The following is a 26,430-nucleotide window of genomic DNA, read 5'->3' on the forward strand; positions in this document are numbered from 1 at the left end:
ATTATAAATCTTCTAATAGCAACAAATATAAGTTTTTAGAATTACTGTTACCATAATTTAAGAAGTTTTCCTCTTTATTAAGAATATTATAGTTTTTGATAGCAGATATATTTGTTGGTAAATTTTCTTTGTGATGCAATTTAATACCTGTTAAACCCTGACCAATATCTTTAACTAACTGACTAGTGGTTGCAAAAACAATAAAATTTTCTGGCATATCAGAAAGCTTGACACTTTTTAACTGATTTGATGAAAATAAAATATCTCCATTTTCAGCTACTAGATGTTCGCATGTAGTAAAAACGGGTACCTCTGAAATAAAGTCTGATGTAATTTGTATTTCATCTTTGTTAACCAAGTCATTTAAATCAGAATTCAACACAGTTATTTTTTTCCAATCATTCTCGTTTAAAATTCGAGTTAGATTTTCAATAATCTCAGATTTTTTTAAAGAGTATAAAAACTTGCCCCCTTTTTGCACAAACTTGTGTACAAAAAGGTCATCTAAAGAAAGTAATACTTCTTGTTTAGTAACAGAAACATCCTCTTTATTAGAAATATTTAGCAGCTTTTTAAAAAAATTCATTAATTAAACTTCTGTATTTTCTTCTTTTTTAACTGTATTTTCTTTGATTATTGTATCATCTTCAACTTTGTCTTCGGTAACTTCAAAAGGTCTTTTACCAAATATTTTTTCTAAATCGTCCTTAAAGATAACTTCTTTTTCTAAAAGAAGGTCTGCCAAAGTTGTTAATTTTTCTTTATTATCTTCTAAAATCTGAATAGCTCTTGTATATTGAGCCTCAATCATTTTAGAAATTTCTTTGTCTATCTTTTTACCCGTTTCTTCGCTATAAGGTTTTACAAATGCGTCGTTACCAGAAGAATCATAATAAGTAACATTACCTACTTCTTGGTTTAAACCATAAACAGTAACCATTGCTCTTGCTTGCTTAGTTACTTTTTCTAAATCACTTAATGCACCGGTAGAAATTTTATCGAAAATAACTTTTTCAGCTGCTCTACCTCCCATTGTAGCACACATTTCATCTAACATTTGCTCTGTCTGAACAATCATTCTCTCTGCTGGCAAATACCAAGCTGCTCCTAAAGATTGACCTCTAGGCACAATGGTTACTTTAACTAGCGGAGCAGCGTGTTCTAACATCCAACTAATTGTTGCATGACCTGCTTCGTGAAATGCAATTACCTTTTTCTCTTTCGGAGTAATTACTTTATTTTTCTTTTCTAAACCACCAACTATTCTATCTACTGCATCTAAAAAGTCTTGGTGATGTATTGCTTTTTTACCGTTTCTGGCAGCAATTAAGGCAGATTCGTTACACATATTAGCAATATCTGCACCAGAAAAACCAGGTGTTTGTTGTGCTAAAAACTTAACTTTAACATCATCTGCTAATTTTAAAGGTTTGATATGAACTTTAAAAATTTCTTCTCGTTCGTTTATATTTGGTAAATCAACATAAATTTGTCTGTCAAATCTTCCTGCTCTCATCAATGCACTGTCTAAAACATCGGCTCTATTAGTTGCTGCTAAGACAATTACGTTTGTATCTGTACCAAAACCATCCATTTCTGTAAGTAACTGATTTAAAGTGTTTTCTCTTTCATCATTACCACCAGTCATACTGTTTTTGCCTCTTGCTCTACCAATAGCATCTATTTCATCAATAAATATAATTGAAGGAGATTTTTGTGCTGCCTGTTTGAATAAATCTCTAACTCGAGAAGCACCAACACCAACAAACATCTCTACAAAATCTGAACCTGATAAAGAGAAAAATGGAACATCTGCTTCACCAGCAACAGCCTTTGCCAACAATGTTTTACCAGTTCCTGGAGGCCCAACTAATAAAGCTCCTTTTGGTATTTTACCTCCTAAAGAAGTATATTTTTCAGGATTTTTTAAGAAGTCTACAATTTCTTGTACTTCTTCTTTAGCTCCTTCTAATCCAGCTACATTTTCAAAAGTTGTTTTCACTTTTGTGTCTTTATCAAACAGTTTAGCTTTCGATTTTCCGATGCTAAAAATCTGACTTCCACCACCTGCACCAGATCCTCCGCCAGACATTCTTCTCATAAAAAATAACCAAACGGCAATTAGAATTATAAAAGGTAGAAAACCAATAATAGTATCAAAAAAACTTGTTTTATTTTCATTTTTTAAATCAAAATCTAATTCTTTTTCAACTCTGTACTTTTCAATATTATTTTCGAAATTTTGTAAATCACCAAAATTATATTCAAACAAAGAAGCACCTTTAGAATAAAAGGCAGAATTTAACATTTTCTTGTAACGAGGTTTCTTTTTGGCCTCTTCTTTTATAAAAATTTGAGCTAAATTATTGTTTAAAACAACAATTTTAGAAATATCATTTTCTTTTAATATCTCATTAAACTCATTTTTTGAAATTGTCTTAGTTGCTAAATCTCCACTGTTAAAAAACTGGATTGCAATAATTGCAATAAATACGGCTGCATAAATCCAATAAGCGTTAAACTTAAACTTTGGCATATTCGATTTATTTTCTTTTTTTGATTTATTCATTTATTAAAATAAAAAATTAAACTGATTTTATCTCTGTTATTTTAGCATCTCCCCAAAGACTTTCAATATCATAATATTCACGAATATGTTTCTGAAAAATATGTACTACTACATTTACATAATCCATTAAAACCCATTCAGAATTTGTTTGTCCTTCAATATGCCAAGGCTTGTCTTTAAGTTCTTTAGAAACAACTTTTTGGATAGAACCAGAAATTGCATTTACTTGTGTATTAGAGTTACCAGAACATACTATAAAATAATCACAAACAGTGTTCTCTATCTCTCGTAAGTCTAATAATTGAATGCCCTCCCCTTTAACTTCATCAATTCCTTTAATAATTAAAGCAATTAAATCATCTGTACTTACTTGTTTTTTAGTCATTAACTTTTTTATAAATTTTATGCAAAGTTATTGTTTTTTTGCGAGTATTTTATGTAATATTACACTAGTTTACACTTTATTTAACACTTGAAAATAATCAAACTTAATGCCACCGAATCTACAAATTCTTTTTTAAAGAATTTGTCACAGAATTCTGATATAGAAAACCTTACTGTTGTGGTTTCTGAAAAACAAACTAATGGGCGTGGGCAACAAGATCAAGCATGGCTATCAGAACCTTTTAAAAACCTAACATTCAGTGTTTTTAATTCTTTTGACACACTTAAAATTGAGCATCAAAAACACTTAAATTTTGCAGTTTCAATTGCTATTTACAATGTATTATCTAATAAAAAAATAGCAAAATTAAGTATCAAATGGCCAAACGACATTATGTCAGCCAATAAAAAAATATGTGGTATTTTAATTGAAAATACTTTTGCAGGAAGTAAAATTAAAAAAACAGTTATCGGAATTGGTTTAAATGTAAATCAAACTGAATTTCCAAAATCTATAAAAAATGTTACTTCTTTAAAACTTGAAACAAATACTGATCATAATTTAACACCTCTTTTAAAGGAAATTTTAAAAGAAATACAAACTCAAATTTTAAAATTAGAAAACAACCGTTTTAAATCTTTAGAGGAAAAATATGTATCTGTTTTATATAAAAAAGATATTCCTTCGATGTTTAAAGATAGTAATGGACTCCTTTTTTTAGGAATTATAACCGGTATCTCTAAAACTGGCAATCTTTTAATTCAATTAGAAAACAATAGTATCAAAGAATTTGGCATTAAAGAAGTTCGATTTCTTTAAAGTTTTGCGATATTCTCTGTTAAGGTTTCTACAAACTTAGACAATGGTTTTTTAATCATCATTGCCATCATTGGGTTAAAATCTCCCTCAAAATTTAAAGCAACTTCTGTACTTTTTTCACCAGTTTCATTAAAATCAGCAGACAAAGTAAAAGGTAATTTACTACTTGCAGCACCTAAAGTAATGTTAGAAAATTCAGTTTTATTTTTTAAAACCAATCTAATTTCTGGCATACCTGGCAAACCGAATAAAAATGAATCTCCTTCTACTTCAAATTTTTTGATATCAGCTGGCATCAACTGCTCAAAATTCTTTAATTCTGAGAAAAAAACAAAAACTTCTTGCGCAGATTTTTCTACTGTTACTGTATTTCCTTTAATATTCATTTGTCTATTTTATTGACCCCAAACACTCGGATTTTCTCTCCAACTATTTAATGTAGTTAATTCTTTATCTGTAATATAATGGCTATCTAAAGCTTGCTCTAATAAACTATCATAATTACTTAATGTAGTTAAACGAACTCCTTTATCTTCAAAGTTTTTGACTGCAACATCAAAACCATAAGAAAAAATAGAAACCATACCTTTAACCACTGCACCAAGCTCATTTAATGCATCTACCGCATTTAAACTACTATTACCAGTACTTATTAAATCTTCTATTACCACTACATTTTGCCCACTCTCTAGATGCCCTTCTATCTGGTTTTTTCTACCATGTTTTTTTGGCTCTGGCCTTACATAAATAAAAGGAACTCCTAATTCTTGCGCTACTAAAACTCCAATAGCAATTGCGCCGGTTGCAACACCTGCAATTACATCTGGCTTGCCGTATTCAAATTCTACAATTTTAGCAATTTCTTCTTTTAAAAATACACGAACTGGAGGATATGATAAGGTAATTCTGTTATCACAATATATTGGAGATTTCCACCCAGATGCCCAATTAAAAGGGTCGCTAGGACTTAACTTAATTGCTTTTATTTGCAATAAAAGTTCTGCTGTTTTTTTTGCCGTATCTTTGTTTAAAATCATGCGGCAAATGTATAAAGTTTTTATAAATGATAGCCCAATAATTATCACTTCTTCTACAAAAAAAGTAAATAATTTTCCGAACTACTTATTTAAAGAAATTGACATCGATGATATTGTTGCAAAAATATATGCAAAAAAGCTAGTTGGCGTTAACTTATACACTACTAATTTAAAGACCGATTGGAAATCTTTTACCAATACTTTTAAATTAATAAAAGCTGCTGGTGGTTTGGTTTTAAACCCCAAAAAAGAAATCTTATTTATTTTAAGAAACAACACTTGGGATCTGCCAAAAGGTTGGATTGAAATTGGAGAAACTTTAGAAATAGCTGCTTTAAGAGAGGTTAAAGAAGAATGTGGCATTACTAATTTACAACTAATAAAGCCATTGACTACCACTTATCATATTTACCATCAAAAAACACTTATTTTAAAAGAAACACACTGGTTTTTAATGTCTTCGGATAATACAAATAATTTAAAACCTCAACTAGAAGAAGGCATTACAAAAGCAGTCTTTAAAGACACAAAAGCGATCAACAATGCCTTAAAAAACACTTACGCTAATATTAAATTAGTATACGATACTTATAAAGAAACCTAGTTTTTTAAAAAAACCTTCTATCTTTGCCGACTTATAAAATTTAAAAGATCATGACCAATTTCATCAGAAAAATAATACCAAATGCAAAAGACGATGTATTTGCAGGTATCACTGTTTCTTTAGCAATGATACCCGAAGTGGTAGCCTTTGCCTTTGTTGCTCAAATAAGTCCGATTGTAGCTTTATTTGGCGCTTTTGTTATCGGAATTATTTCTGCATTTTTTGGTGGAAGACCTGGTTTAATTTCTGGTGCTGCTGGTGCCGTTGCTGTTATTTTTGTAAACATGATTCAAGAAGGGCACGCAAAAGGGTTATTGTTTGATACTCCTATTGAAAACATGGGATATTTTTACCTATTAGCCGCGGTAGTTTTAATGGGAATTATACAGGTATTTGCAGGAATTTTTAAATTAGGAAAGTTTGTGCGTTTAATACCACACCCAGTTATGATGGGCTTTGTAAACGGTTTAGCAATCGTTATTTTTATGGCACAACTTGGTATGTTTAAAGAAAATAAGAAAGATATTTTTCAACAAAACATGCGTAAAACAACCTCTAAAGACCTTGTTTATAACGTAAATAACAATCAGGTAAAAGACCTAATATCAAACACCGTTTTATTTACTATTGAAGGTAATACCGTAAAAAACAACCTTACTAACAAAGATGTTTTTATTATTGCTCAAGGCCAAGTATTTGATATCAATACAAAAAAAGTAATTTTTAATGCAACCGAACAAGGGTTTTATAATGTTTCTGATACAGGTGTTGTAAAAACAACCATGCAAGGCAAAACGCTATACCTTATGATTGGTCTTGTACTTTTAACAATGCTAATTGTTTGGGGGTTACCAAAAATAACAACTAAAATACCCGCTGCTCTTACCGCTATTTTAATTGTAACGTTAATCTCTATTTTTGGTGGATTAAACGCCATTAATGTTGGAGATTTTATTAGAGATGGTGGTGGCGCAGGATTAAACGGAATTGATGAGCTTTCTAAAAAATTAAATATTTTAGAATTATGGAGCAGTCTGCCATTTAATTTAGACACACTAAAATTTATTGCTCCGTATGCTTTTTTAGCTGCCTCGGTTGGTTTAATAGAAACTTTAATGACAATGAATTTGGTAGACGAACTAACAGACTCTCGAGGTAACGGGAATAAAGAATGTATTGCACAAGGTGCTGGTAACATTGTAAGTGGTGTTCTTGGTGGTACTGGTGGTTGTGGTATGATTGGCCAAACAGTAATAAACATAAATGCTGGTGGTAGAGGACGTTTATCGGGTGTAATGATGGCACTAACCCTCTTAACATTTATATTGTTTGCAGATACCTATATAGAACAAGTACCAATTGCTGCACTAGTTGGTGTAATGTTTATGATGGTCATAGAAACTTTTGCTTGGTCTAGTTTTAGAATTCTAAAAAAAATACCTGTTTCTGATGCTTTTGTTTTAATCATTGTTTCTGCTGTTACTGTTTTCTTTGATTTAGCAATAGCTGTATTTGTAGGTGTTATTATTTCTGCATTATCATTTGCATGGACGAGCGCTAAAAAAATTAGAGCTAGAAAACGTTTTAAAGAAGATGGCACAAAAATATATGAAATTTGGGGTCCTTTATTCTTTGGAAGTATTACCGATTTTAATGAAAAGTTTGATATTAAAAACGACCCAGAAGTAATTGAAATAGATTTTGTAGAAGCAAGAGTTACAGATCACTCTGCTATTGAAGCTATTTTTATTCTGGTTGAAAAATACCAAGCAGCTAATAAAAAAATCACTTTAAAACATTTAAGTGAAGATTGTAAATTACTCTTATATAAATCTAGCCCAATATTTAAGGACATTATAGAAGAAGACATAGACGATCCTCGTTATCATTTAGCGGCTAACCCAGAAGATTTTCCAAAACCTTTGGGTGAGTATAAATTTTAGGTAGAATATTTAAAATTCAAAAAAGGTCAGATAAAATCTGACCTTTTTTTTTATAGTTTATTGATTAAAAACTACACCAAGCCTTCATCAATTAACGGCAAACTTCTAACTCTTTTACCTGTTGCATTAAAAATAGCATTGCAAATTGCCGGCGCAATCACAGGTACTCCTGGTTCACCAACACCTGTAGGTGGTTCGTGCATTTTATCTAAAATATCTATGTGAATTTTAGGAGCATCTTTCATTCTTGTCATTTGGTAATCGTAAAAATTATGTTGCTCTACAGCACCTTCTTTTGTAGAAATTTTCCCATAAAGCGCCAAAGACATTCCAAAAATTGCAGCACCTTCTAATTGATTTTTAATATTGTCTTTATTTAAAGACAAACCACAATCTATGGTTGTCCAAAGGTTTTCTACTTTCACCTTTTTATTAGTCACAGAAACCTCTACAATAGTAGCTACATAGCTATAAAAACTATAGTGTATAGCAACACCCAAACCATGGTTTTTTGGAAGTTGTTTGCCCCAAGCAGCATTTTTAGCCGTATTTTTTAATACGTCTTTCATCCGTTTAGGGTTGTAGGAATTTTTAGTATTTTTTTGGTTTTCGATGTCTTTACCAATTAAATCTAAATGAAACTGAACTGGATCTTTCTTAGCTTCAAAAGCCAACTCATCAACAAAAGAATTATTACCAAAACCGCTATGAATGTGCACTACAGATCTTAACCAACCAATTCTTAAGTTTGCTTCTGCTTTAATGTTTTCTAATCTAAAGTTTTTAATTTGATAAGGGTTGTTTGTAAAACCCATGCCCAATTCAAAACCAGATGCGTAATCTGATAAAGGCTTAAAACTAGAGGTTATTGAAGGAAATCCTACTCTTTGTAACCAACCCGTTAAATTACCTTTTTTATCAAGACTTGCCTTTAAATATTGCGCACTTGCTGCATGATAAAAACTATGCTGCACGTCATCTTCTCTAGACCAAACAACCTGAATAGGTGCCTGCATTTTTTTCGAAAGCGCAACGGCTTCTACCACAAAATCGGACTTAGATTTACGACCAAAACCACCTCCTAAAAAGGTAACATTAATGGTAATATTTTCTATAGGCATGTTAAAAAAATGTGCAATTTCTGCTTTCGCAGTCTGCGGATCTTGAACCGGTGCCCAAACCTCAATTTTATCATCTTGATACCAAGCAGTTGCATTAGGCACCTCCATTGGTGCATGTGCTAAAAACGGAACATGATACGTAGCTTCTACAACTTTATTAGAGTTTTTAAAAGCAGCATCAACATCTCCTTTACTACCCGGTACTAACTTGCCTTTTTCTAAAAGTCTTTTAGAAAGTTTTTCTTTAAATTCTTCTGAATTAAAAGTACTATTTTCACCATAATCCCAATCAATATCTAAATTAAGCTTCCCTTGAAAAGCAGCCCAAGTAGAATCTGCTATTACAGCAACACCACCCAAAGCTCCAAAAAACTTACCTGTTGGCGGTATCAACCTATCTAAAACCAATACCTTATTTACTCCATAAGTTTTTTGTGCATTAGTAGCATCAAAACTTTTTACCGTACCAAAAGTAACAGGACATCTTGCTATTGCAGCAAATTTCATATCAGGTAAACGCACATCAATACCATAGGTTGCTGTACCATGTGTAAATTTTTCTAAATCGACACTTTTTAATTTTTTACCAATAAATTTAAAATCTTCTACCTTTTTTAACACAATAGCATCTTCTGATGGCAACGGAATCTTACTTGCTTCAACCGCTAAATCACCAAAAAACAATGTGTCATTTGTTTTTTTATTAATAATATAATGGTTGCTGGCAATACAATCTAACTCACTTACGTTCCATTTTTTTGCCGCAGCCTTTATCAACATCACTTTAGCAGTGGCTCCCATTTTACGCATAGGCGCCAACAAAGTTCTTACACTTCTAGAGCCATCTGTATTTTGATTGCCATATTTAGCATCTCCTTCTGCTTGTTTTACGGTAATAAATTTCCAGTCTGCTTCTAGTTCATCAGCAATTGCAGAAGCTAAAGAAGTTCTAATTCCTTGTCCCATTTCAGAACGAGAAGCTGTAATAATTATATTTCCGTCTGGCTTAATTTCTACAAACAAATTCGGTGTAAAATTGCCATTTTGTGTAGGTACAAACTCTTTTTTATCAGTAGAAATATTACATCCAAGTAAAATTCCGCCTGTTGCCAAGCTAAATAACTTCACAAAATCTCTTCTATTTACAGGTGCTATCTTACTCATATTGCATTATTTTTAATAGCAACTGCTTTATGAATTGCCTTTCTAATTCTAGAATAGGTACCGCATCTACAAATATTACTACTCATTGCGTTATCAATATCAGTATCTGTCGGATTTTCTAAAGAGTCTAAAAGTGCTGTTGCTGCAATTAATTGCCCAGATTGGCAATATCCACATTGAGGAACATTACCATCATTCCAAGCTTCTCTTAAAAATTCTAAATTTTTAGAGCTTCCTTCTATGGTAAAAATTTCTTTTCCGATGGCATAAGAAATTGGCATGCTACAAGATTTAGTAAGCACTCCATCAATTAAAACAGAGCAAGCCCCACATTGTGCAACACCACAACCAAATTTGGTTCCTGTTAATCCTACTATATCTCTAATAGCCCATAATAAGGGCATATCATCCTGTACATCAACTGTATAAGATTTTCCGTTAATTGATATTATTTTACTCACTTTGTATCTTTTTAAAGTTACAAGTTACATAAAATTAGAACAAAATACAAACAGGTGTTGGTGCCGAAATTTCTGAAATAAATGTAAGTTTTCCTGTTTTAAAATTTCTCTGAAAACAAACAATCGAATTAGAATCTTTATTGGCAACAATTAAAAAACGATTGTCTGGAGTAAGATTAAAATTCCGCGGACTCTCACCTTTTACAGAAGTAAAATCTATTAACTCTAAGGTTCCGTTTACAGCATTCACTTTAAAAGTTACTATTGAATTATGCCCTCGATTTGAAGCATATAAAAACTGACCATCTTTAGAGATATGAATGTCTGCTGCCTTACTAAAATTGATGAAATTTTCTGGCAAGATAGAAATAGATGAAACTATACTATATATACCCTCTTTTTCGTTTAATAAAGAGATCGTATTATTCAGTTCATTTAAAACATAGATGTTAGTATTCTTCGGATGAAAAGCAAGATGTCTTGGACCTGCACCATCTGTCATTTTTAACTTAGCTTGTTGTAGTGGAACAAAATTTGTTTTTAAAGAATCTAAAGTAGAAAACCACAACTCATTAGTGCCTAAATCTACAGAAATAATTTTTTTAGTATGTTGTTTAAACCATACAGAATGCGCATGAGGTGCTTTTTGCCTATTTGTTGTTCCTTTACCTACATGCTGTTGTAGTGCTAATAAATTTGTTAATCCGTTTATAGTGTCTACTTTTTAATACCCAATATTTCCGCCAGTATAATTAGCAACTAAAACCTGATTTTCGTTATTTACAGTTACAAAACAAGGATGCGCGCCACCTGTTTTCGTTTTATTGATGAATAACAAACTGTCTTTATCAATCTTAAAAGCACTTACAAAACCATCACCATCTTTATTTACTTCTTCTACAACTAAAAGTAGTTTTCGGTCTTTTGTTTTTACTAAAAAAGAAGGGTTTGTAGCCTTGGCAACCAATCCTATTTTAGAGAGTTTACCTGAAGCGCTAACACTGTATTTATATATATACCTTTACTTAAAGAATCTGTATAGGTGCCAACATAAAAACTTACTTCATTTTCTTGTTTTGAAGTTGTACAACTTAAAACTAACAGCAACACAAACGTTAAGATAATTCCCTTTTTTATCATTTGTTTACTTTAAAAATTGGCAAAAGAAGATGCGCTTTTTCATAATGAGCAGATTTTTTGTAAATAAAATCTAACTGTATTCTTGGGTTTTCAGCAAAATAGGTGTCAGAGGCTAATTTAGCATCAAACTCTTGTTTTAATGTTGGATTTTCTTCCAAAAGACGTGCTGCAACCTCTTCGAAAACATAGCCAGAATACCCTTCTTTTTGTTGTAAGATAGTATCAAAAAAATTCCAATTAAAAAAAGAATCGGTAGCGGTAGCCTCTAATGTTTCTAATAGATAACGAACACCGGATTGATTGGTCTTAATATATAAATCTCCTTTTTTAAACTGTCTTTGTTTTACAGATGATGATACTGTTGAATTATAATGTAAATAATGCCCTTCGTAAGGGTAAGTTCTTGTTTTAAAATCTTTAATATGATTTACCTCAACTTGAAATGAAGTATCTTTTTCTAACAATGTAAACTCAATTTCATTTGCTTTTAAGCGATCTATTACTGTATGCCAACCTTGCTCTAAAATATAAGCTTTTGGTATTTTAACAGAATCAGTGGCTATAAAATTATTATAATACTTTACAGCTTTTGTAAATGGCTGTTGCTTATCATAAAACATTCTTTTACCGTTGGTAACCTTACTATCAATCATAGCACCTTCGTAACCCATAAATTGCAATTCTGAAGCTACTTTTTTATCAACAGAAAAAGCAATCGGATAGTATTCTTTTTCTAAAACCTCTGCAAGAGCGTTTTTTCTGAGTTCAGCAATTTTAGTACCCTTTTCGGTTAAAAAATCTAAGGCAGAAAAAAGAAGTTCATAAGTCTGCTCTACTCTTATTTTATAAGGCTTTAACATATGTGTTTCTACCATTAAACCCAGTGTATTAAACAAGGTTGTATATCCTGTAGAATATCTTGGAGAATCGAAAAACTGAGAAAATCCGTTGTCTGGTTTTGTGCCCCAAACATTAACGTAAGGTGTAATTTCTATTTTTTTATTTTTTAATGATTTTTCTATACTAGGACGCATTTCATCTTCTAAAAAAGCGCCCAAATTACCACCTAACTTATTGTGTTGTGTAAATAAATGTGTTATTGCATACTGATAATCTGCACCATTACTAACATGATTATCTATAAAAACATCTGGGTTCACCGCATGAAAAATTGCTGCAAAAGCAGCTGCGTTTTTAGTGTCTTGCTTTATAAAATCTCTATTTAAATCAAAATTTCTGGCATTGCCTCGAAATCCGTATTCTAAAGGTCCGTTTTGATTTGCCCTTGTATGCGAATTTCTATTTAAAGCACCTCCAATATTATAAACCGGAATAATACAAATGATAGTGTTTTTATACTTCTTTTTTAAAGAATCGTTTTGTACAATATCTCTTATAAAAAGCATCGAAGCGTCTATGCCATCAGATTCGCCTGGATGAATTCCGTTATTTATTAAAATTTTATTTTTTGATGATTGCTTAATTTCATCAACATTAAAAATACCTTCTGCATTGTAAACAACTAAATGCAACGGATTACCAGAATCTGTTTGTCCGAAAGAAAAAAGTGAGACAGATGTATGCACTTCTGCTAAGTCTTTATAATAAGAAATAACATCTTTGTAAATTGGCGTTTCCGTTCCATTAGATTTCTCAAAAAGTGTGGTAAAATCTTTATTTACCTCATTTTTACAGGCAAAAAAGAAAAAAATACTTAATAATAGAATGGCATTTTTCATTATTTATCTTTTTTTATGCGCACACTTTTAGGCACCAACTTTGTATAATCTCCATTAAATTTAATTACTTCTCTAACAATAGACGAAGAAATATAAGAGGTACTTGCTGCGGTTAATAAAAATACCGTTTCTATAGGTGCCAAATCTCTATTGGTATGTGCAATGGCTTTTTCAAATTCAAAATCAGCCGGATTTCTTAATCCTCTCAATATAAATTTTACATTATTTTGTATGCAAAAGTCGACTGTTAAACCAGTATAAGTTACCACTTTTACTTTTTTATGATCTTTAAAAGAGTCTTCTATAAACTTTTTACGCTCTTCTAAAGAGAACATGTATTTTTTATTTGAATTAACACCAATTGCAATAATTAGCTCATCAAATAAATCTAAACCTCTACTTATTACATCGAAATGACCTAAGGTAAATGGGTCAAAAGATCCTGGAAAAATTGCTCTTTTCATTGTTGTATAATTTGATGAATTCTATTAATTCTAATTTATTTTAAGGCCGTTAAGATGGCATTTCCAAACAAGTTTTTTAAAGAAATACCTGCCGCCTTAGCTTGTTGTGGCAGTATACTTTCTTCTGTTAAACCGGGCACTGTATTCATTTCTAAGAAATGTGGGTCGCCGTTTACCAAAATAAACTCTGATCTAGAAAAACCAGACATGTTTAAAATATGATATACTCTTTTTGCCACTTCCACTACTTTTTCTTCAATAGCTGCAGATAATCTTGCTGGCGTTATTTCTTCTGATTTCCCTTCGTATTTAGCTTCATAATCGAAAAAATCATTTTCAGAAACAATCTCTGTAATAGGCAACACTTTTGTTTGTCCGTTATAATTAATAACACCTACAGAAACCTCTGTTCCTTCTAAAAAAGATTCAATTAAAATCTCGGTATCTTCTTTATATGCTTTTTCTAATGCAGGCAAAATTGCCTCTTTGGTGTGTACTTTAGAAATACCGTAGCTAGAACCTGCATTGTTGGGTTTTACAAAGCAAGGGAGTCCTACTTTAGCAATAATTGCATCTAAATTAACAAGATCTCCTTTGTTTAAATATACCGAAATTGCGGTTTTAATACCATATTCTTTTACAACACTAAGTGTATCTCTTTTATTAAACGTTAATGCCATTTGATAAAAAGGCGCAGAAGTGTGTTTCAATTTTAAAAGATTAAAATATGCTAACAATTGTCCGTTTTCTCCTGGCGCACCATGAATCGCATTAAAAACACAATCAAAAGTTACTCGAGTACCATCAATTACACACGAAAAATCATTTTTATCAATAGCATACTCTTTATTATTGGCATCTAAAGCTACCCATTTATCTTTTAAAATCAGTACTCTAAAAGCGTTAAAAACTTCTGTATCTAAATGATTATATACTACATTTCCACTTTTTATAGAAATGTTTACTTCGGATGAATATCCGCCCATAACAATTGCAATGTTCTTCTTCATTGGTTTCTAAAATAATAAAACAAATTTATCAAAATAAATATAGAAATAGCCGCGTTTAGTTTTTATATCTTTGCGTGTTCTAAAAATCAAAAAAAATGAGTGTTTTTCAATTCTTAAAAAGTAAATCCTTCTTTTTACAGTTAACTATTGCTATTATTGGTTTATTGATCTTTATTTTCGGCCTAAAATATTGGCTTGGTTTTTCTACAAACCACGATCAAAAGATTCAAGTACCTAATTTACACAAAATGTCTTTAGAAAGTGTTACTAAAAAATTAAATGAATTAAATTTAGATTTTAAAGTTATAGACAGTGCTAGTTTTAACCCTAATTACCCTAAAAAATCTGTTATAGAACAATCTCCAGAAGCGGGTGATTTTGTTAAAGAAAAGCGTAAAATTTACCTTACTTTAAATCCATCAAAATATAGAGATGTTACCATACCAGATTTAAACGGAAAAACAAAACGACAAGCTATTTCTCACCTTCGATCTATTGGCTTTAATGTAGGCACAAACTATACATATGTAAATGACATTGGTAAAGATGTAGTTCGTGGATTGCGCTATAAAAGCAACATCTTAAACAAAGGAGACAAACTACCATTAAACACTATTATTGATTTAGTTTTAGGAGACGGTAATAATTAAAAAGATAAACTTTACAAGTAGATACATTTTAATTGTATTAGAAATTATACAAGACAACAACAATGCAAGAAAACCAAAATAACGATATTGATAATGATGAACTTTACGAACATCATAAATTTATAGCTAGCGAAGGGCAAGAACCCCTTCGAGTAGATAAATTTTTAATGAATTTTGTAGAAAATGCTACAAGAAGTAAAGTACAGCAAGCTGCAAAAGCTGGAAACGTTTTGGTGAATGATATCGCTGTAAAATCTAACTACAAAGTAAAACCAAATGATATTGTTAGGGTTGTTTTATCGTATCCGCCAGCAGAAAACTTATTAGTTGCAGAAGATATTCCGATTGATATAGTATATGAAGATGATGCCGTTATTGTGGTAAATAAACCTGCCGGAATGGTAGTACACCCCGGCCATGGCAATTATTCTGGCACCTTAGTAAACGGCTTAATTCATCACATAGAAAATTTACCAACCAACTCTAATGAAAGACCTGGTTTGGTGCATAGAATAGATAAAGACACTAGTGGTCTATTAGTAGTTGCAAAAACAGAATTTGCAATGGCACACCTGTCTAAACAATTTTTTGATAGAACTACAGAACGTTTATATTACGCATTGGTTTGGGGACATGTAGAAGAAGATGAGGGTACAATTGAAGGAAACATTGGCAGAAGCTTAAAAAACCGTTTGCAAATGGCCGTTTTTCCTGATGGCGAATTTGGCAAACATGCAGTTACTCATTACAAAGTTTTAGAACGCTTAACCTACGTTACGTTGGTACAATGTAAATTAGAAACAGGCAGAACGCACCAAATTAGAGCGCACTTTAAACATATAGGACATACGCTTTTTAATGATGAACGCTACGGAGGAAATGATATTTTAAAAGGGACAACTTTTACAAAATACAAGCAGTTTGTAAACAACTGCTTTAAAGTTTTACCTAGACAAGCTTTGCATGCTAAAACATTAGGTTTTACACATCCAACGACAGGTAAATTTATGCAGTTTAACTCAGATATACCATCGGATATTGTAAACTGTTTAGAAAAATGGAGAACCTATTCTGAAAACTCTAAAGATGTAGAAATAGAATAAAAAAAAAGGTGTATTCATTTTAATAATTTGAATACACCTTTTTTTTGTCTAGCAACAACCAGACCCTGGCAAACAAGTACTTGAACTTCCTTTATCAGAAATTTTAATTCGTGGTTTTTCTGCTGGAATTCCACAAGCATCTTCTGCCAAGCAAGCTGTTAGCTTTGAGGTTAATATAAAGTCTGTTCCATTAAAATCTAAACCGAATTTACCAATGGTTTCTTTGCCTTGATACTCTACTTCAATTTCTAAATCTGAAAAATGAAACGCTTTTTCAGACAACTCTACAATGCTTAACAATTTTTCTGGATGCAATCTGTGATCGTAATCATTTTTTTCCCATAGCTGAAAATTAATTACTTCTTCATGCCTGATTTTACCACCACAATCAATAAAATTTTTTGTTATTTTACCTACTTCGGTTACATGAAAATGAGAAGCAACATATTGCCCGTTTGGTAGTTGAAACGCTATTTGATCTAATTTAGTTAAATGATTTTTAATTTCTGATAATTTCATAGGTAGGGTAATAATTTTTATTGCTTATAGTACCAAAAAGGGATGGTTATTATTTTCTCTGAAACAATAGTATCTTTTGGTTTCTTTTGAAATTTAGGCTTAGGTTTTGTAAATCTACTAATTTTTAGCAAATGTTTTCCTTCAGAAATAGATTTTAATGGCAAAACAGTTTCAAAACCCAATTGGTGGTTTAAGTCTGAAATTAAAAAATCTGTTTGAACAGGTGTACTATCTAATTGCAAAGCATACGTTTTTTTAAACGCGTTTAAATATCTAGTTTGTAAACTATCTTTAAATTGAAGTTTTTTCTTAAAGAAAAAATCACTTTTAAAACCTCTTGTATCTGTTACCTTTTTTAAAGAAATATCTTGATCTGTTACAGCATCTTCTATACTTTTTACAAAAGGAATGAAAACTACTAAAAATGGTTTTTCTATAATTTTAGAGGTAATTGCTGCATTATTTATGAATTCTCCTTTTTCTAAGGTGTTTAAATAATTTGTGCTGTTAGTATAATTCTCTGAAGAAATAGAAGACCTAAAAACAAAACTTGATCTTACATTACTTACCGTTGACAAATAAAAAGCACTTAAATAAACAGGAAATAATATAAAGAGGATTCTTCTTCCGAATTTATTGTCTAAAAAATTATATACCAAAGGCCTGTATAAAAACGATAATGTTAGTATGCTAAAAACCTTGTATAAAGGAAAATATAGAAAGGAAGTCCATTCTTTTTTCTTTAAATACCCTTGCGTTATAAAATCAATAAAAACAATAAAACATAAAAACAGAAAAAACATTCCAAAGAAGCCAAGTAACATGGTGCCTAAAAATTCAGAAAAAATACCAGATTCAATAAAAAAATTTCCTGCCAATAAAATTACTAACAACACTATAAAAAATGAAATAATGTAAAATAGATATAAAAAAGTAACTGCAAATAAAATACTACAGTAGTTTTCTAGATTGCCGATATACTTATCAAAAGACCCTACTTTATTTTTTAAGTAGTTTGTAAATCTTTTTCTATAATTTAAAGAATCATAATCTATCTCTCCAGAAACATAGCGCAAACCAATTGCACCAATCCAAAGACCTCTTAGTACTACATGTATTATTAGATTAACAATTAAAACCAAACAAGAAATACTAGCAAGAACAAACAAAAACTTTGTGTAACTTTCTGCAGCTACTGACTCTTGTCTTGCTATACTTAATGGCTCTATGGCTGTAAATAAACCAAAAATTGCAAACCCAGAAATTAGTAATTCTAATTGCCAACTTTCTTGTTGTAACTTATCTAATAACTCTTTAAACTTAGAGTTGCTATAATTGTTTTCCATAGCTTTTTTTTGACCAATATACACACTTTAAATCATAATAAAACAAATATTTACACCCTAAAAAGCAATTGTTTTTATGCATCTAAATAGGTTTTATCAATATAAATATCAGAATTTTATTGTGGTTCTTTTATTGATTGTTTCCTATCTTTTGTACTTTTATCTAAAATTAAGAATTTCTATTATTAGAACTATATCAGATGAAAATTATAATTTCTCCAGCAAAATCTCTTGACTTTGAAAGCAAAGCTCCTACAAGTTTATTTACTCAACCTCGTTTTTTAGAGCAGTCTGAAACGTTAAATAAAAAACTAAAAACACTTTCTAAAAAGAAACTATCGGATTTGATGAAAATTTCTGATGATTTAGCCCAACTGAATTATGATAGAAATCAGACTTGGCAAACTCCTTTTACTTCAGAAAATGCAAAACAAGCCATTTATTCTTTTACCGGAGCTGTTTTTCAGGGTATTGATGCCACTACTTTATCCGAAGAAAAAATACCTTTGTTACAAAATAATTTAAGAATTTTATCTGGCATGTATGGTTTGTTAAAACCTTTAGATCTAATACAACCTTACAGACTAGAAATGGGCACTCGATTAAAAGTGGGCAGCACAGAAAATTTATATAAATTTTGGAATAACGACTTGGCAAACTCTTTAAATGAAGAGTTAAAAGAGGGTGAGCTTTTAATTAACTTAGCCAGCTCAGAGTATTTTAAAGCACTTCCTAAAAAAACTTTAAAAGTACCAATGATTACTCCTGTTTTTAAAGATTTTAAAAACGGAGAATATAAAACTATAATGACCTATGCAAAAATGGCACGTGGCTATATGGTAAGATATATTTTAGACAATAATGTAGAAACTATCGAAGATTTAAAAGGTTTTAATATCGAAAATTATCGTTTTTCTGAAGATATGTCTACCGGAAATGAATTGGTTTTTACTCGCTAAGTGATGCTATTGAAATAACTGAAAGTTATTTAATTTTGACAAAAAAATGAAAAAGAAAACCTTACCTAGCATACTTATTGGTGGTATGCTTTTTTGTGCATTCAGCATTTTTTTATCAAACTATTTAATTGAAAAAAACAGCATTTCTAAAGTGTTTTCAAACGTAGAAAATATTTCTAAAAACCAAGTCGGCTTACTTTTAGGAACTTCAAAAAGGTTAAAAAGTGGACAAATAAATCGCTACTACAAATATAGATTAGAGGCTGCCATAGAATTATATAAAAATAAAAAGATTGACTTTATTGTAATAAGCGGTGATAATAGTTCTAAAAGCTATGACGAACCAACAGATTTTAAAAACGATTTAATAAAAGCCGGAATTCCTGAAAGCAAAATATTCTTAGATTATGCAGGTTTTAGAACATTAGATTCAATGGTTAGAATTAAAGAGATTTTTGGACAAAACTCAGTTACTGTAATCTCTCAAAAATTCCATAATGAAAGAGCCATTTACTTAGCAGAACACTTTAAAATAAAGGCAATTGGTTTTAATGCAAAAGATATTAATGGCAAATATGGTTTTAAAGTAAAAATGAGAGAATATTTAGCAAGAGTAAAAGTCTTTGTTGATATTGGCTTTAATGTAGCACCAAAATTTTTAGGTGAAAAAATTGAAATAAAATAAAAGTTTCTAATTTAAAACTAAAATCAACAGTCTACTATTCTAACATTAACTGCTAAGCCGCCTTCTGAGGTTTCTTTGTAATTCTTATTCATATCTTTTGCAGTTTCCCACATGGTATCAATCACTTTATCTAAAGGTACTTTTACATCTTTAGGATCTGTTTCTAAAGCCATTTCTGCTGCATTAATCGCTTTAATTGCACCCATTGCATTTCTTTCTATACAAGGTATTTGCACCAAACCACCAATAGGATCGCAGGTTAAACCCAAATGATGTTCCATGGCTATTTCTGCTGCCACCAAACATTGTGCTGCAGAACCGCCCAACAACTCTGTTAATGCAGCTGCTGTCATTGCAGATGAAACACCTATTTCTGCTTGGCAACCGCCCATTGCTGCAGATATAGTAGCGTTTTTCTTAAAGATACTTCCAATTTCTCCTGCCGTTAATAAGAATTTTTTAATATGAGTAAAATCGGCTTCATGATTTTCAATTACCAAATAATACATTAAAACAGCCGGAATTACTCCTGCACTTCCGTTTGTGGGTGCTGTTACAACTCTACCTAAAGAAGCATTTACTTCATTTACAGAAAGGGCAAAACAACTTACCCATTTTAAAATTTCTCTAAATTTTACTTCTGTTTTTCTAATGGCAGCAACCCATTCTTCTGGATTGGTATATACAGCATCTTTGATCAATTTTTCTTGAATGTTAAAAGCTCTGCGCTTTACATTTAATCCTCCGGGAAGTTTACCTTCTGTATGGCAACCTATATACATGCACTCTAACATGGTATCCCAAATTCTTTTTAATTCTGTATCTATTTCTTTTGCTGAACGAAGCTCTAATTCGTTTTGCAAAACAATATCAGAAATTAATAACTTATTTTTTTCGCAATATTCTTCTAACTGAATTGCTCTATTTACTGGAAATGGAAAATTCTTTTTATTGATTTCAATTTCATCTTCTAAATGGTCATTTTCTTGCACAATAAAACCACCACCGATAGAATAATAGGTTTCTGTAGAAATTTCTTTTCCTTCAGAAAAGCCTCTAAAAGTAAGACCGTTTGCATGAAATGGTAAAAATTCTCTATTAAAAACAATCGAAGTTTTATAAAAAGGGATTGACTTTCCTCCTTTAAAAATAATTTCTTCTTGGGTATTTATTCTATCAACAATAATAAAAATATCTTCTATAGGTATGTATTCTGGATCTGCTTCACTTAACCCTAATAAAATTGCTAAATCTGTTGCGTGTCCTTTACCTGTTAAAGAAAGAGAACCGTATAAATCTACCTTAATCTCATCAATTAAAGCAAACGTATTTTGTTGTTTAATTTTAGAGATATAAGCCTCTGCTGCGCGCCAAGGACCAAGGGTATGTGAGCTAGAAGGCCCAATACCAATTTTTAACATATCAAAAACACTAATAAATTGCGACATTCTTAAAAATGATTAAAATATTTGGTGTAAATGTAAAAAATCCAACTCAATGAGCTGGATTTTTTTATATAATTTAAAGTGTTTAAATATTAGAATCCGTAAACAGCTTCTTTATCAAACTTCTTCATTAACATATAATAAACTACGGCTCTGTATTTTTTTCTTTCAGATTTACCAATACGCTCCATAACTTCCTCAATACCTGCATCTAATTCTTTACTGTCTTTAAGACCTAATTTTTTAATTAAAAAATTATTTTTTACAGTTGCCAATTCTTTTGCATCAGAACCAGAAACAGTTTCTGCATCTGCTTTGTAAATAGATGGCCCCAACCCTTTTGTTACAGCTGCTAACAACTCTGTATTAGATCTTAGATCTCTGTCATCCATAAACTGCTTGTACAAAGCTACTTTTTCGTCAAATTTACTCATGTTTAAAAATTTTAATTTTTGTTAATATAATCCCCCACTATAAAGAGTGTTCCCAAATATAAGAAATTCTTTCTCCATTTCAAATCTTGGTGAACTTCAATGAATAAGACACAATATGTGTCAAGATGTCACAAAATTTATAAGCATCAATTAAAAAAACTGACATTTTATTGTAAAAAAGTAGTTGGCACACACTTTGACTATGGATTGATGTAAAATTGAATAAAAATTTATTAAATAAATATTATGAGTAAAATAATTGGAATCGATTTAGGTACAACCAACTCTTGTGTTTCTGTAATGGAAGGTAATGAGCCAGTGGTAATACCTAATGCAGAAGGAAAAAGAACAACACCATCTATTGTTGCCTTTGTAGAAGGTGGAGAACGTAAAATTGGAGATCCTGCAAAAAGACAGGCAGTAACCAACCCAACAAAAACGGTATATTCTATCAAGCGTTTTATGGGAAACAAGTTTTCTGAATCTAGCAAAGAAGCAAAAAGAGTTCCTTACAAAGTTGTAAAAGGAGACAATGATACCCCAAGAGTAGATATTGATGGTCGTTTATATACGCCACAAGAAATTTCTGCAATGGTATTACAGAAAATGAAAAAAACTGCTGAAGACTATTTAGGTACAGATGTTACCGAAGCTGTAATTACAGTACCTGCATACTTTAACGATGCACAAAGACAAGCAACTAAAGAAGCTGGTGAAATTGCAGGTTTAGCAGTTAAAAGAATTATAAACGAGCCAACAGCTGCTGCATTAGCATACGGTTTAGACAAGTCTAACGACGATAAAAAAATTGTTGTTTTTGATTTTGGTGGTGGTACTCATGATGTTTCTATCTTAGAATTAGGAGACGGTGTTTTTGAAGTATTAGCTACTGATGGTGATACTCACTTAGGTGGTGATGATGTTGATGAAAAAATAATTAACTGGTTGGCAAAAGAGTTTAAAGCTGATGAAGCTATTGACTTACGTGACGACCCAATGTCTTTACAACGTTTAAAAGAAGCTGCAGAAAAAGCAAAAATAGAATTATCTTCTTCTGCTTCTACAGAGGTTAACTTACCTTATGTAACAGCAACTGCAAGCGGACCAAAACACTTGGTAAGAACTTTATCTCGTTCTAAATTTGAGCAGTTAATTGATGATTTAGTTAAAAGAACAATCGAACCTTGCCAAACAGCTTTAAAAAATGCTGACTTGTCTATTTCTGATATTGATGAAGTAGTATTAGTAGGTGGTTCTACAAGAATACCTGCAGTACAAGAAGCTGTAGAAAAGTTTTTCGGAAAAGCGCCAAGTAAAGGTGTAAACCCAGATGAAGTTGTTGCTTTAGGAGCTGCAATACAAGGTGGTGTATTGTCTGGAGATGTAAAAGATGTATTGTTATTAGACGTTACACCTTTATCTTTAGGTATTGAAACAATGGGGAATGTATTTACCAAGTTAATTGATGCAAATACAACCATACCAACTAAAAAATCGCAAGTATTCTCTACCGCAGTAGACAATCAACCTTCTGTAGAAATACACGTTTTACAAGGTGAAAGAGCAATGGCTGCAGACAATAACACGATTGGTCGTTTTCATTTAGATGGTTTACCACCAGCACAAAGAGGTGTACCTCAAGTAGAAGTAACTTTTGATATTGATGCCAATGGTATTATTAAAGTTTCTGCTTTAGATAAAGGAACCAACAAATCTCACGAGATTAGAATTGAAGCTTCTTCTGGATTATCTGAAGAAGAAATTGCAAAAATGAAGCAAGATGCAGAAGCAAATGCTGATGCTGATAAAGCTGCTAAAGAAACTGCAGAAAAAATAAATGAAGCAGATTCTATGATTTTTCAAACAGAAAAGCAATTAAAAGAGTTTGGTGAAAAATTATCTGATGATAAAAAAGCACCAATTGAAGCTGCTTTAGTTACCTTAAAAGCTGCGCATGAGTCTAAAGACTTAGCACAAATTGATACTGCTTTAGCAACAATTAACGAAGCATGGAAAGCTGCTTCTGAAGAAATGTATGCTGCAGAACAAGCTGCCGGTGGTGCAGATGCTGGTGCTCAGCAAGGACAGCCAGAAGCTGGTGCAGACCAAGGAGACAATGTAGAAGATGTAGATTTTGAAGAAGTAAAGTAAGCAGAGAACCAATAACGCAATAGCGTTATTGTGTGAATCGCTTATCCCGCATTTTTTTTCGGGATCTCATAAAAAAGGTTTTCTAAACTTAATTTTTGAGAATCATTTCTAAGAAAACAAGTTTTCTTAAAATAACAAAAACGCAATCATTAATTTGATTGCGTTTTTTTATGCAGTAATAATAAATATTTGTTAGTTTGATGAACGCCTCACAATGACTATTAATTATATTTACAAAAAGTTATATTGACATTGAAAATCTACAACCAAACCAACTTCTTTAAACATACATTTTGTGAATTTTTACAAATTGATGACTTTCAATTTCCAGAAAGCAACAATTATAAAAGTAAATCAGACAGTAGTTATTATTACACAAAAGAAGGTGTTTACAGAAAATCAAATCATTGGGGACGTGTTGCCAATTGCAGATGGAAATTAAAACACGCAAAAAACTATAAAAACCAACAAACGGTTATTGGGTTTGCAAAATGGACAGACTTCTACCCTATCAACTCAACAGAAAAAACATACTTTTTAAAGGTAGATTTTGATCAAAAAACAGTTGAACTTAAACCTAAAAAAGAAAAAAACACAAATCATCTTTATACGTATGTAGAGGCTCAAAAAAGAAAAAAGCAAGTACAACAATTTTTTAAAGACGACAAATGGGCAAACTATTTTGACCAAGAAATAGAAGAGCTGCGTTTTAAAATTATTACAGATTTTATAAGTTCAAATAAAAGTTTGCAAGAAATAAAAATGATTTTCAAATAGAAAATAACCACTTTTCTATAAATTTACATGCATAAAAAATAAAAAAATTGAAATGAACATTCCACAAACTAGTTTTCCTAGAGTTGTAATTATTGGTGGTGGTTTTGCTGGTTTAGCAGCTGCAAAAGGTTTAGAAAAACAAGAATTGCAGGTTGTTTTAATAGACAAGCACAATTACCATACTTTTCAACCTTTGCTATACCAAGTTGCAACTGGTGGTTTAGAACCAGATTCTATTGCTTTTCCTCTAAGAAAACGTTTTAATGATGTTGATAATTTTTATTTTAGACTGGCTGAAGTCTCTAAAATAAATGCTGACACAAACGAAATTGAAACCTCGATAGGAAACTTAGAATACGACCAATTAATTATTGCTACTGGTGCAACAACAAATTTCTTTGGAAACAAGAACATAGAAAAATTTGCTATGGAAATGAAATCCATTCCACAAGCATTAAACATCAGAAGTTTGGTTTTACAAAATTTTGAAGAAGCCTTATTAACTTCAGATTTAGAGGAAAGAAAAGCCTTAATGAACTTTGTAATTGTAGGTGGCGGACCAACTGGTGTTGAATTGGCTGGTGCTTTGGCAGAGATGAAAAAAGGAATTTTACCTAAAGATTATCCTGATTTAGACATCCGTCTCATGAAAATTAATTTAATTCAGAGTTCTGGTGAAATTTTAAAAGGAATGAGTGCTAAAGCCTCCGAAAAAGCAGAAGATTTCTTAATTAAATTAGGCGTTGATGTTTGGAAAAATTTACGTGTATTAGATTATGATGGTAAAACAGTAACTACAAATGGTGAAGATCATTTTAATGCAGAAACTGTAATTTGGGCTGCTGGTGTAAAAGGCGAAATTGTAAAAGGTCTAGAGACAACGTGTAAAGTTAGCAGAGCAGCAAGATATGAGGTAAACGAATTCAACCTTCTTTTAAATCACACTAACATTTATGCTATTGGCGATGTTGCTTCTATGACTTCTGAAAATGCGCCAAACGGACATCCAATGATGGCACAACCTGCCATGCAACAAGGTGCGTTAGCAGCAAAAAATATTTTAGCAAAATTAAACAACAACAAACAAAAGGCTTTTGTTTACAATAACAAAGGTACAATGGCAACAGTTGGCAGAAACAAAGCTGTTGTAGATTTAAAGAACTTTAAATTTCAAGGAATATTTGCTTGGTTTGTTTGGATGTTTGTGCACCTTTTTTCATTAATTGGCTTTAGAAATAAAGCCATTGTATTCTTAAACTGGGTGTATAATTATATTCGTTTTGATAGAGAAACACGTTTAATTATTAGACCTTACAAAAAGAACAAAGCTTCTAAAACAACCGCAACAAAATGATGTTAAATCCAGTTATAAAAGAAATAGAAAAAATGGAGTTGACATGCATTTCACACAAGGGAAAAGCAGAAAATAGTAGCGCAACCTACAATACGTTAACAACTTGGGCAGCAAACCATAAAATACTATCTAATAGTTCTAAAATGGTAACTATTTATCATAATAGCCCAAAAAATACAGCTCCTGAAAATTTAGAAATGAGTGCATGCATCGTTTTAAATAATACAATTAAAACAGATAATATGGTAAAACTAAAAACAATACAACCTACAAAATGCATCGTTGCTAGGGCAGAAATTACTCCTTTTCAATTTAAAGAAGCTTGGGAAAATTTATATGCTTATTACATAAAAAGTAGTTACAAAAAATCAGAAATAGATCCTTTTGAAATTTATTATAACAATGCTGCTGAACATCCAGAAAATAAATTTATTGTAGATTTATGCATTCCTATTTTAGATGAATAATTAACAAACGTTTTAGAGGTGCTTTTCAAAGAATTATATACTTTTAACCTTATAAAAAGGTAGACATTTAATTGTGATTTTAAT

26 protein-coding genes and 1 pseudogene are annotated in these 26,430 nt (G+C 31.2%); 11 read left to right on the top strand and 16 right to left on the bottom strand.

The window, feature by feature from the left end:
- Nucleotide 1: 1 nt before the first annotated feature.
- Genes Q0678_RS07545 through rsfS form a run of 3 tightly spaced genes read right to left on the bottom strand, consistent with a single transcriptional unit; the run spans nt 2 to nt 2,954 of the window.
- Complete coding sequence (locus Q0678_RS07545; protein WP_299056127.1) at nt 2–586, bottom strand: LUD domain-containing protein; 585 nt, start codon at nt 584–586, stop codon at nt 2–4.
- 3 nt (nt 587–589) lie between these two features.
- The gene (gene ftsH / locus Q0678_RS07550) at nt 590–2,569 is read right to left on the bottom strand and encodes an ATP-dependent zinc metalloprotease FtsH (protein ID WP_299056130.1); all 1,980 of its coding nucleotides are present in this window, start codon (nt 2,567–2,569) and stop codon (nt 590–592) included.
- Nucleotides 2,570–2,585: 16 nt separating this feature from the next.
- Complete coding sequence (gene rsfS / locus Q0678_RS07555) at nt 2,586–2,954, bottom strand: ribosome silencing factor (RefSeq protein ID WP_299056133.1); 369 nt, start codon at nt 2,952–2,954, stop codon at nt 2,586–2,588.
- Between the two features lie 87 nt (nt 2,955–3,041).
- Here rsfS and Q0678_RS07560 point away from each other — a divergent pair, with 87 nt between their 5' ends.
- Nucleotides 3,042–3,773, top strand: a complete 732-nt coding sequence (locus Q0678_RS07560) for a biotin--[acetyl-CoA-carboxylase] ligase (RefSeq protein WP_299056135.1) — start codon at nt 3,042–3,044, stop codon at nt 3,771–3,773.
- On the opposite strand, the gene Q0678_RS07565 is transcribed toward Q0678_RS07560, so the two are convergent.
- Together Q0678_RS07565 and pyrE are read right to left on the bottom strand one after the other, a co-directional pair.
- Entirely contained in the window at nt 3,770–4,159 is a 390-nt protein-coding gene (locus Q0678_RS07565; protein ID WP_299056137.1) for an SRPBCC family protein, read from the bottom strand. The two genes, Q0678_RS07560 and Q0678_RS07565, sit on opposite strands and share 4 nt — an antisense overlap.
- Nucleotides 4,160–4,168: 9 nt before the next feature.
- A complete protein-coding gene (pyrE, locus tag Q0678_RS07570; RefSeq protein WP_299056139.1) occupies nt 4,169–4,810 on the bottom strand; it encodes an orotate phosphoribosyltransferase in 642 nt (213 codons plus the stop codon).
- A 7-nt stretch (nt 4,811–4,817) separates the two neighbouring features.
- On the opposite strand from pyrE, the gene Q0678_RS07575 reads away from it, so the two are divergent.
- Both Q0678_RS07575 and Q0678_RS07580 read left to right on the top strand, forming a co-directional pair.
- The gene (locus tag Q0678_RS07575) at nt 4,818–5,414 is read left to right on the top strand and encodes an NUDIX domain-containing protein (protein ID WP_299056142.1); all 597 of its coding nucleotides are present in this window, start codon (nt 4,818–4,820) and stop codon (nt 5,412–5,414) included.
- A 50-nt stretch (nt 5,415–5,464) separates the two neighbouring features.
- Nucleotides 5,465–7,357: a SulP family inorganic anion transporter gene (locus tag Q0678_RS07580; protein WP_299056144.1), complete on the top strand. Its 1,893-nt coding sequence runs from the start codon at nt 5,465–5,467 to the stop codon at nt 7,355–7,357.
- A gap of 71 nt (nt 7,358–7,428) precedes the next feature.
- On the opposite strand, the gene Q0678_RS07585 is transcribed toward Q0678_RS07580, so the two are convergent.
- The 7 genes and pseudogenes from Q0678_RS07585 to Q0678_RS07615 all read right to left on the bottom strand — a co-directional run bounded on the left by Q0678_RS07585 (nt 7,429) and on the right by Q0678_RS07615 (nt 14,456).
- Complete coding sequence (locus Q0678_RS07585; RefSeq protein WP_299056146.1) at nt 7,429–9,642, bottom strand: molybdopterin cofactor-binding domain-containing protein; 2,214 nt, start codon at nt 9,640–9,642, stop codon at nt 7,429–7,431.
- A complete protein-coding gene (locus tag Q0678_RS07590) occupies nt 9,639–10,103 on the bottom strand; it encodes a (2Fe-2S)-binding protein (protein WP_299056148.1) in 465 nt (154 codons plus the stop codon). The genes Q0678_RS07585 and Q0678_RS07590 overlap by 4 nt, the downstream gene beginning before the upstream one ends.
- Nucleotides 10,104–10,137: 34 nt before the next feature.
- Nucleotides 10,138–11,070, bottom strand: a pseudogene (locus Q0678_RS07595) (lactonase family protein).
- A 2-nt stretch (nt 11,071–11,072) separates the two neighbouring features.
- Entirely contained in the window at nt 11,073–11,243 is a 171-nt protein-coding gene (locus Q0678_RS07600) for a hypothetical protein (protein ID WP_299056150.1), read from the bottom strand.
- Nucleotides 11,240–12,982: a M14 family metallopeptidase gene (locus Q0678_RS07605; RefSeq protein WP_299056152.1), complete on the bottom strand. Its 1,743-nt coding sequence runs from the start codon at nt 12,980–12,982 to the stop codon at nt 11,240–11,242. The genes Q0678_RS07600 and Q0678_RS07605 overlap by 4 nt, the downstream gene beginning before the upstream one ends.
- Nucleotides 12,982–13,446, bottom strand: a complete 465-nt coding sequence (coaD, locus tag Q0678_RS07610; RefSeq protein ID WP_299056155.1) for a pantetheine-phosphate adenylyltransferase — start codon at nt 13,444–13,446, stop codon at nt 12,982–12,984. Before coaD ends, Q0678_RS07605 begins: the two co-directional genes overlap by 1 nt.
- Nucleotides 13,447–13,481: 35 nt before the next feature.
- The gene (locus Q0678_RS07615) at nt 13,482–14,456 is read right to left on the bottom strand and encodes a D-alanine--D-alanine ligase (protein WP_299056157.1); all 975 of its coding nucleotides are present in this window, start codon (nt 14,454–14,456) and stop codon (nt 13,482–13,484) included.
- 95 nt (nt 14,457–14,551) lie between these two features.
- Here Q0678_RS07615 and Q0678_RS07620 point away from each other — a divergent pair, with 95 nt between their 5' ends.
- Both Q0678_RS07620 and Q0678_RS07625 read left to right on the top strand, forming a co-directional pair.
- A complete protein-coding gene (locus tag Q0678_RS07620) occupies nt 14,552–15,106 on the top strand; it encodes a PASTA domain-containing protein (RefSeq protein WP_299056160.1) in 555 nt (184 codons plus the stop codon).
- A 62-nt stretch (nt 15,107–15,168) separates the two neighbouring features.
- Nucleotides 15,169–16,209 (top strand): RluA family pseudouridine synthase, encoded by a 1,041-nt coding sequence (locus Q0678_RS07625; protein ID WP_299056164.1) that lies wholly within the window; start codon nt 15,169–15,171, stop codon nt 16,207–16,209.
- A 48-nt stretch (nt 16,210–16,257) separates the two neighbouring features.
- Here Q0678_RS07625 and Q0678_RS07630 read toward each other — a convergent pair whose 3' ends face one another.
- Together Q0678_RS07630 and Q0678_RS07635 are read right to left on the bottom strand one after the other, a co-directional pair.
- Entirely contained in the window at nt 16,258–16,728 is a 471-nt protein-coding gene (locus Q0678_RS07630; RefSeq protein ID WP_299056168.1) for a DUF6428 family protein, read from the bottom strand.
- Between the two features lie 17 nt (nt 16,729–16,745).
- Nucleotides 16,746–18,074, bottom strand: coding sequence for a hypothetical protein (locus Q0678_RS07635; protein ID WP_299056171.1), 1,329 nt, complete (start codon nt 18,072–18,074; stop codon nt 16,746–16,748).
- A 200-nt stretch (nt 18,075–18,274) separates the two neighbouring features.
- Between Q0678_RS07635 and yaaA the strand changes: the two genes are divergently transcribed.
- Nucleotides 18,275–19,033: a peroxide stress protein YaaA gene (yaaA, locus tag Q0678_RS07640; protein WP_299056174.1), complete on the top strand. Its 759-nt coding sequence runs from the start codon at nt 18,275–18,277 to the stop codon at nt 19,031–19,033.
- A 46-nt stretch (nt 19,034–19,079) separates the two neighbouring features.
- Nucleotides 19,080–19,718 (top strand): ElyC/SanA/YdcF family protein, encoded by a 639-nt coding sequence (locus tag Q0678_RS07645; protein ID WP_299056176.1) that lies wholly within the window; start codon nt 19,080–19,082, stop codon nt 19,716–19,718.
- Between the two features lie 23 nt (nt 19,719–19,741).
- Here Q0678_RS07645 and Q0678_RS07650 read toward each other — a convergent pair whose 3' ends face one another.
- Both Q0678_RS07650 and Q0678_RS07655 read right to left on the bottom strand, forming a co-directional pair.
- Entirely contained in the window at nt 19,742–21,166 is a 1,425-nt protein-coding gene (locus Q0678_RS07650) for an L-serine ammonia-lyase (RefSeq protein ID WP_299056180.1), read from the bottom strand.
- A gap of 89 nt (nt 21,167–21,255) precedes the next feature.
- Nucleotides 21,256–21,597 carry a DUF2853 family protein gene (locus Q0678_RS07655; RefSeq protein WP_299056182.1) on the bottom strand — a complete coding sequence of 114 codons (342 nt, stop codon included), beginning with the start codon at nt 21,595–21,597 and terminating at the stop codon, nt 21,256–21,258.
- 246 nt (nt 21,598–21,843) lie between these two features.
- On the opposite strand from Q0678_RS07655, the gene dnaK reads away from it, so the two are divergent.
- The 4 genes from dnaK (at nt 21,844) to Q0678_RS07675 (ending at nt 26,346) form a co-directional block, all read left to right on the top strand.
- Complete coding sequence (gene dnaK / locus Q0678_RS07660; RefSeq protein WP_299056185.1) at nt 21,844–23,748, top strand: molecular chaperone DnaK; 1,905 nt, start codon at nt 21,844–21,846, stop codon at nt 23,746–23,748.
- A 252-nt stretch (nt 23,749–24,000) separates the two neighbouring features.
- Nucleotides 24,001–24,525: a hypothetical protein gene (locus Q0678_RS07665; RefSeq protein WP_299056190.1), complete on the top strand. Its 525-nt coding sequence runs from the start codon at nt 24,001–24,003 to the stop codon at nt 24,523–24,525.
- Nucleotides 24,526–24,577: 52 nt separating this feature from the next.
- Nucleotides 24,578–25,879, top strand: coding sequence for an NAD(P)/FAD-dependent oxidoreductase (locus tag Q0678_RS07670; protein WP_299056192.1), 1,302 nt, complete (start codon nt 24,578–24,580; stop codon nt 25,877–25,879).
- Complete coding sequence (locus Q0678_RS07675) at nt 25,876–26,346, top strand: GyrI-like domain-containing protein (RefSeq protein WP_299056195.1); 471 nt, start codon at nt 25,876–25,878, stop codon at nt 26,344–26,346. Before Q0678_RS07670 ends, Q0678_RS07675 begins: the two co-directional genes overlap by 4 nt.
- Nucleotides 26,347–26,430: the final 84 nt, after the last annotated feature.

Source organism: uncultured Polaribacter sp. (genome assembly GCF_947497125.1).
Classification (GTDB): domain Bacteria; phylum Bacteroidota; class Bacteroidia; order Flavobacteriales; family Flavobacteriaceae; genus Polaribacter.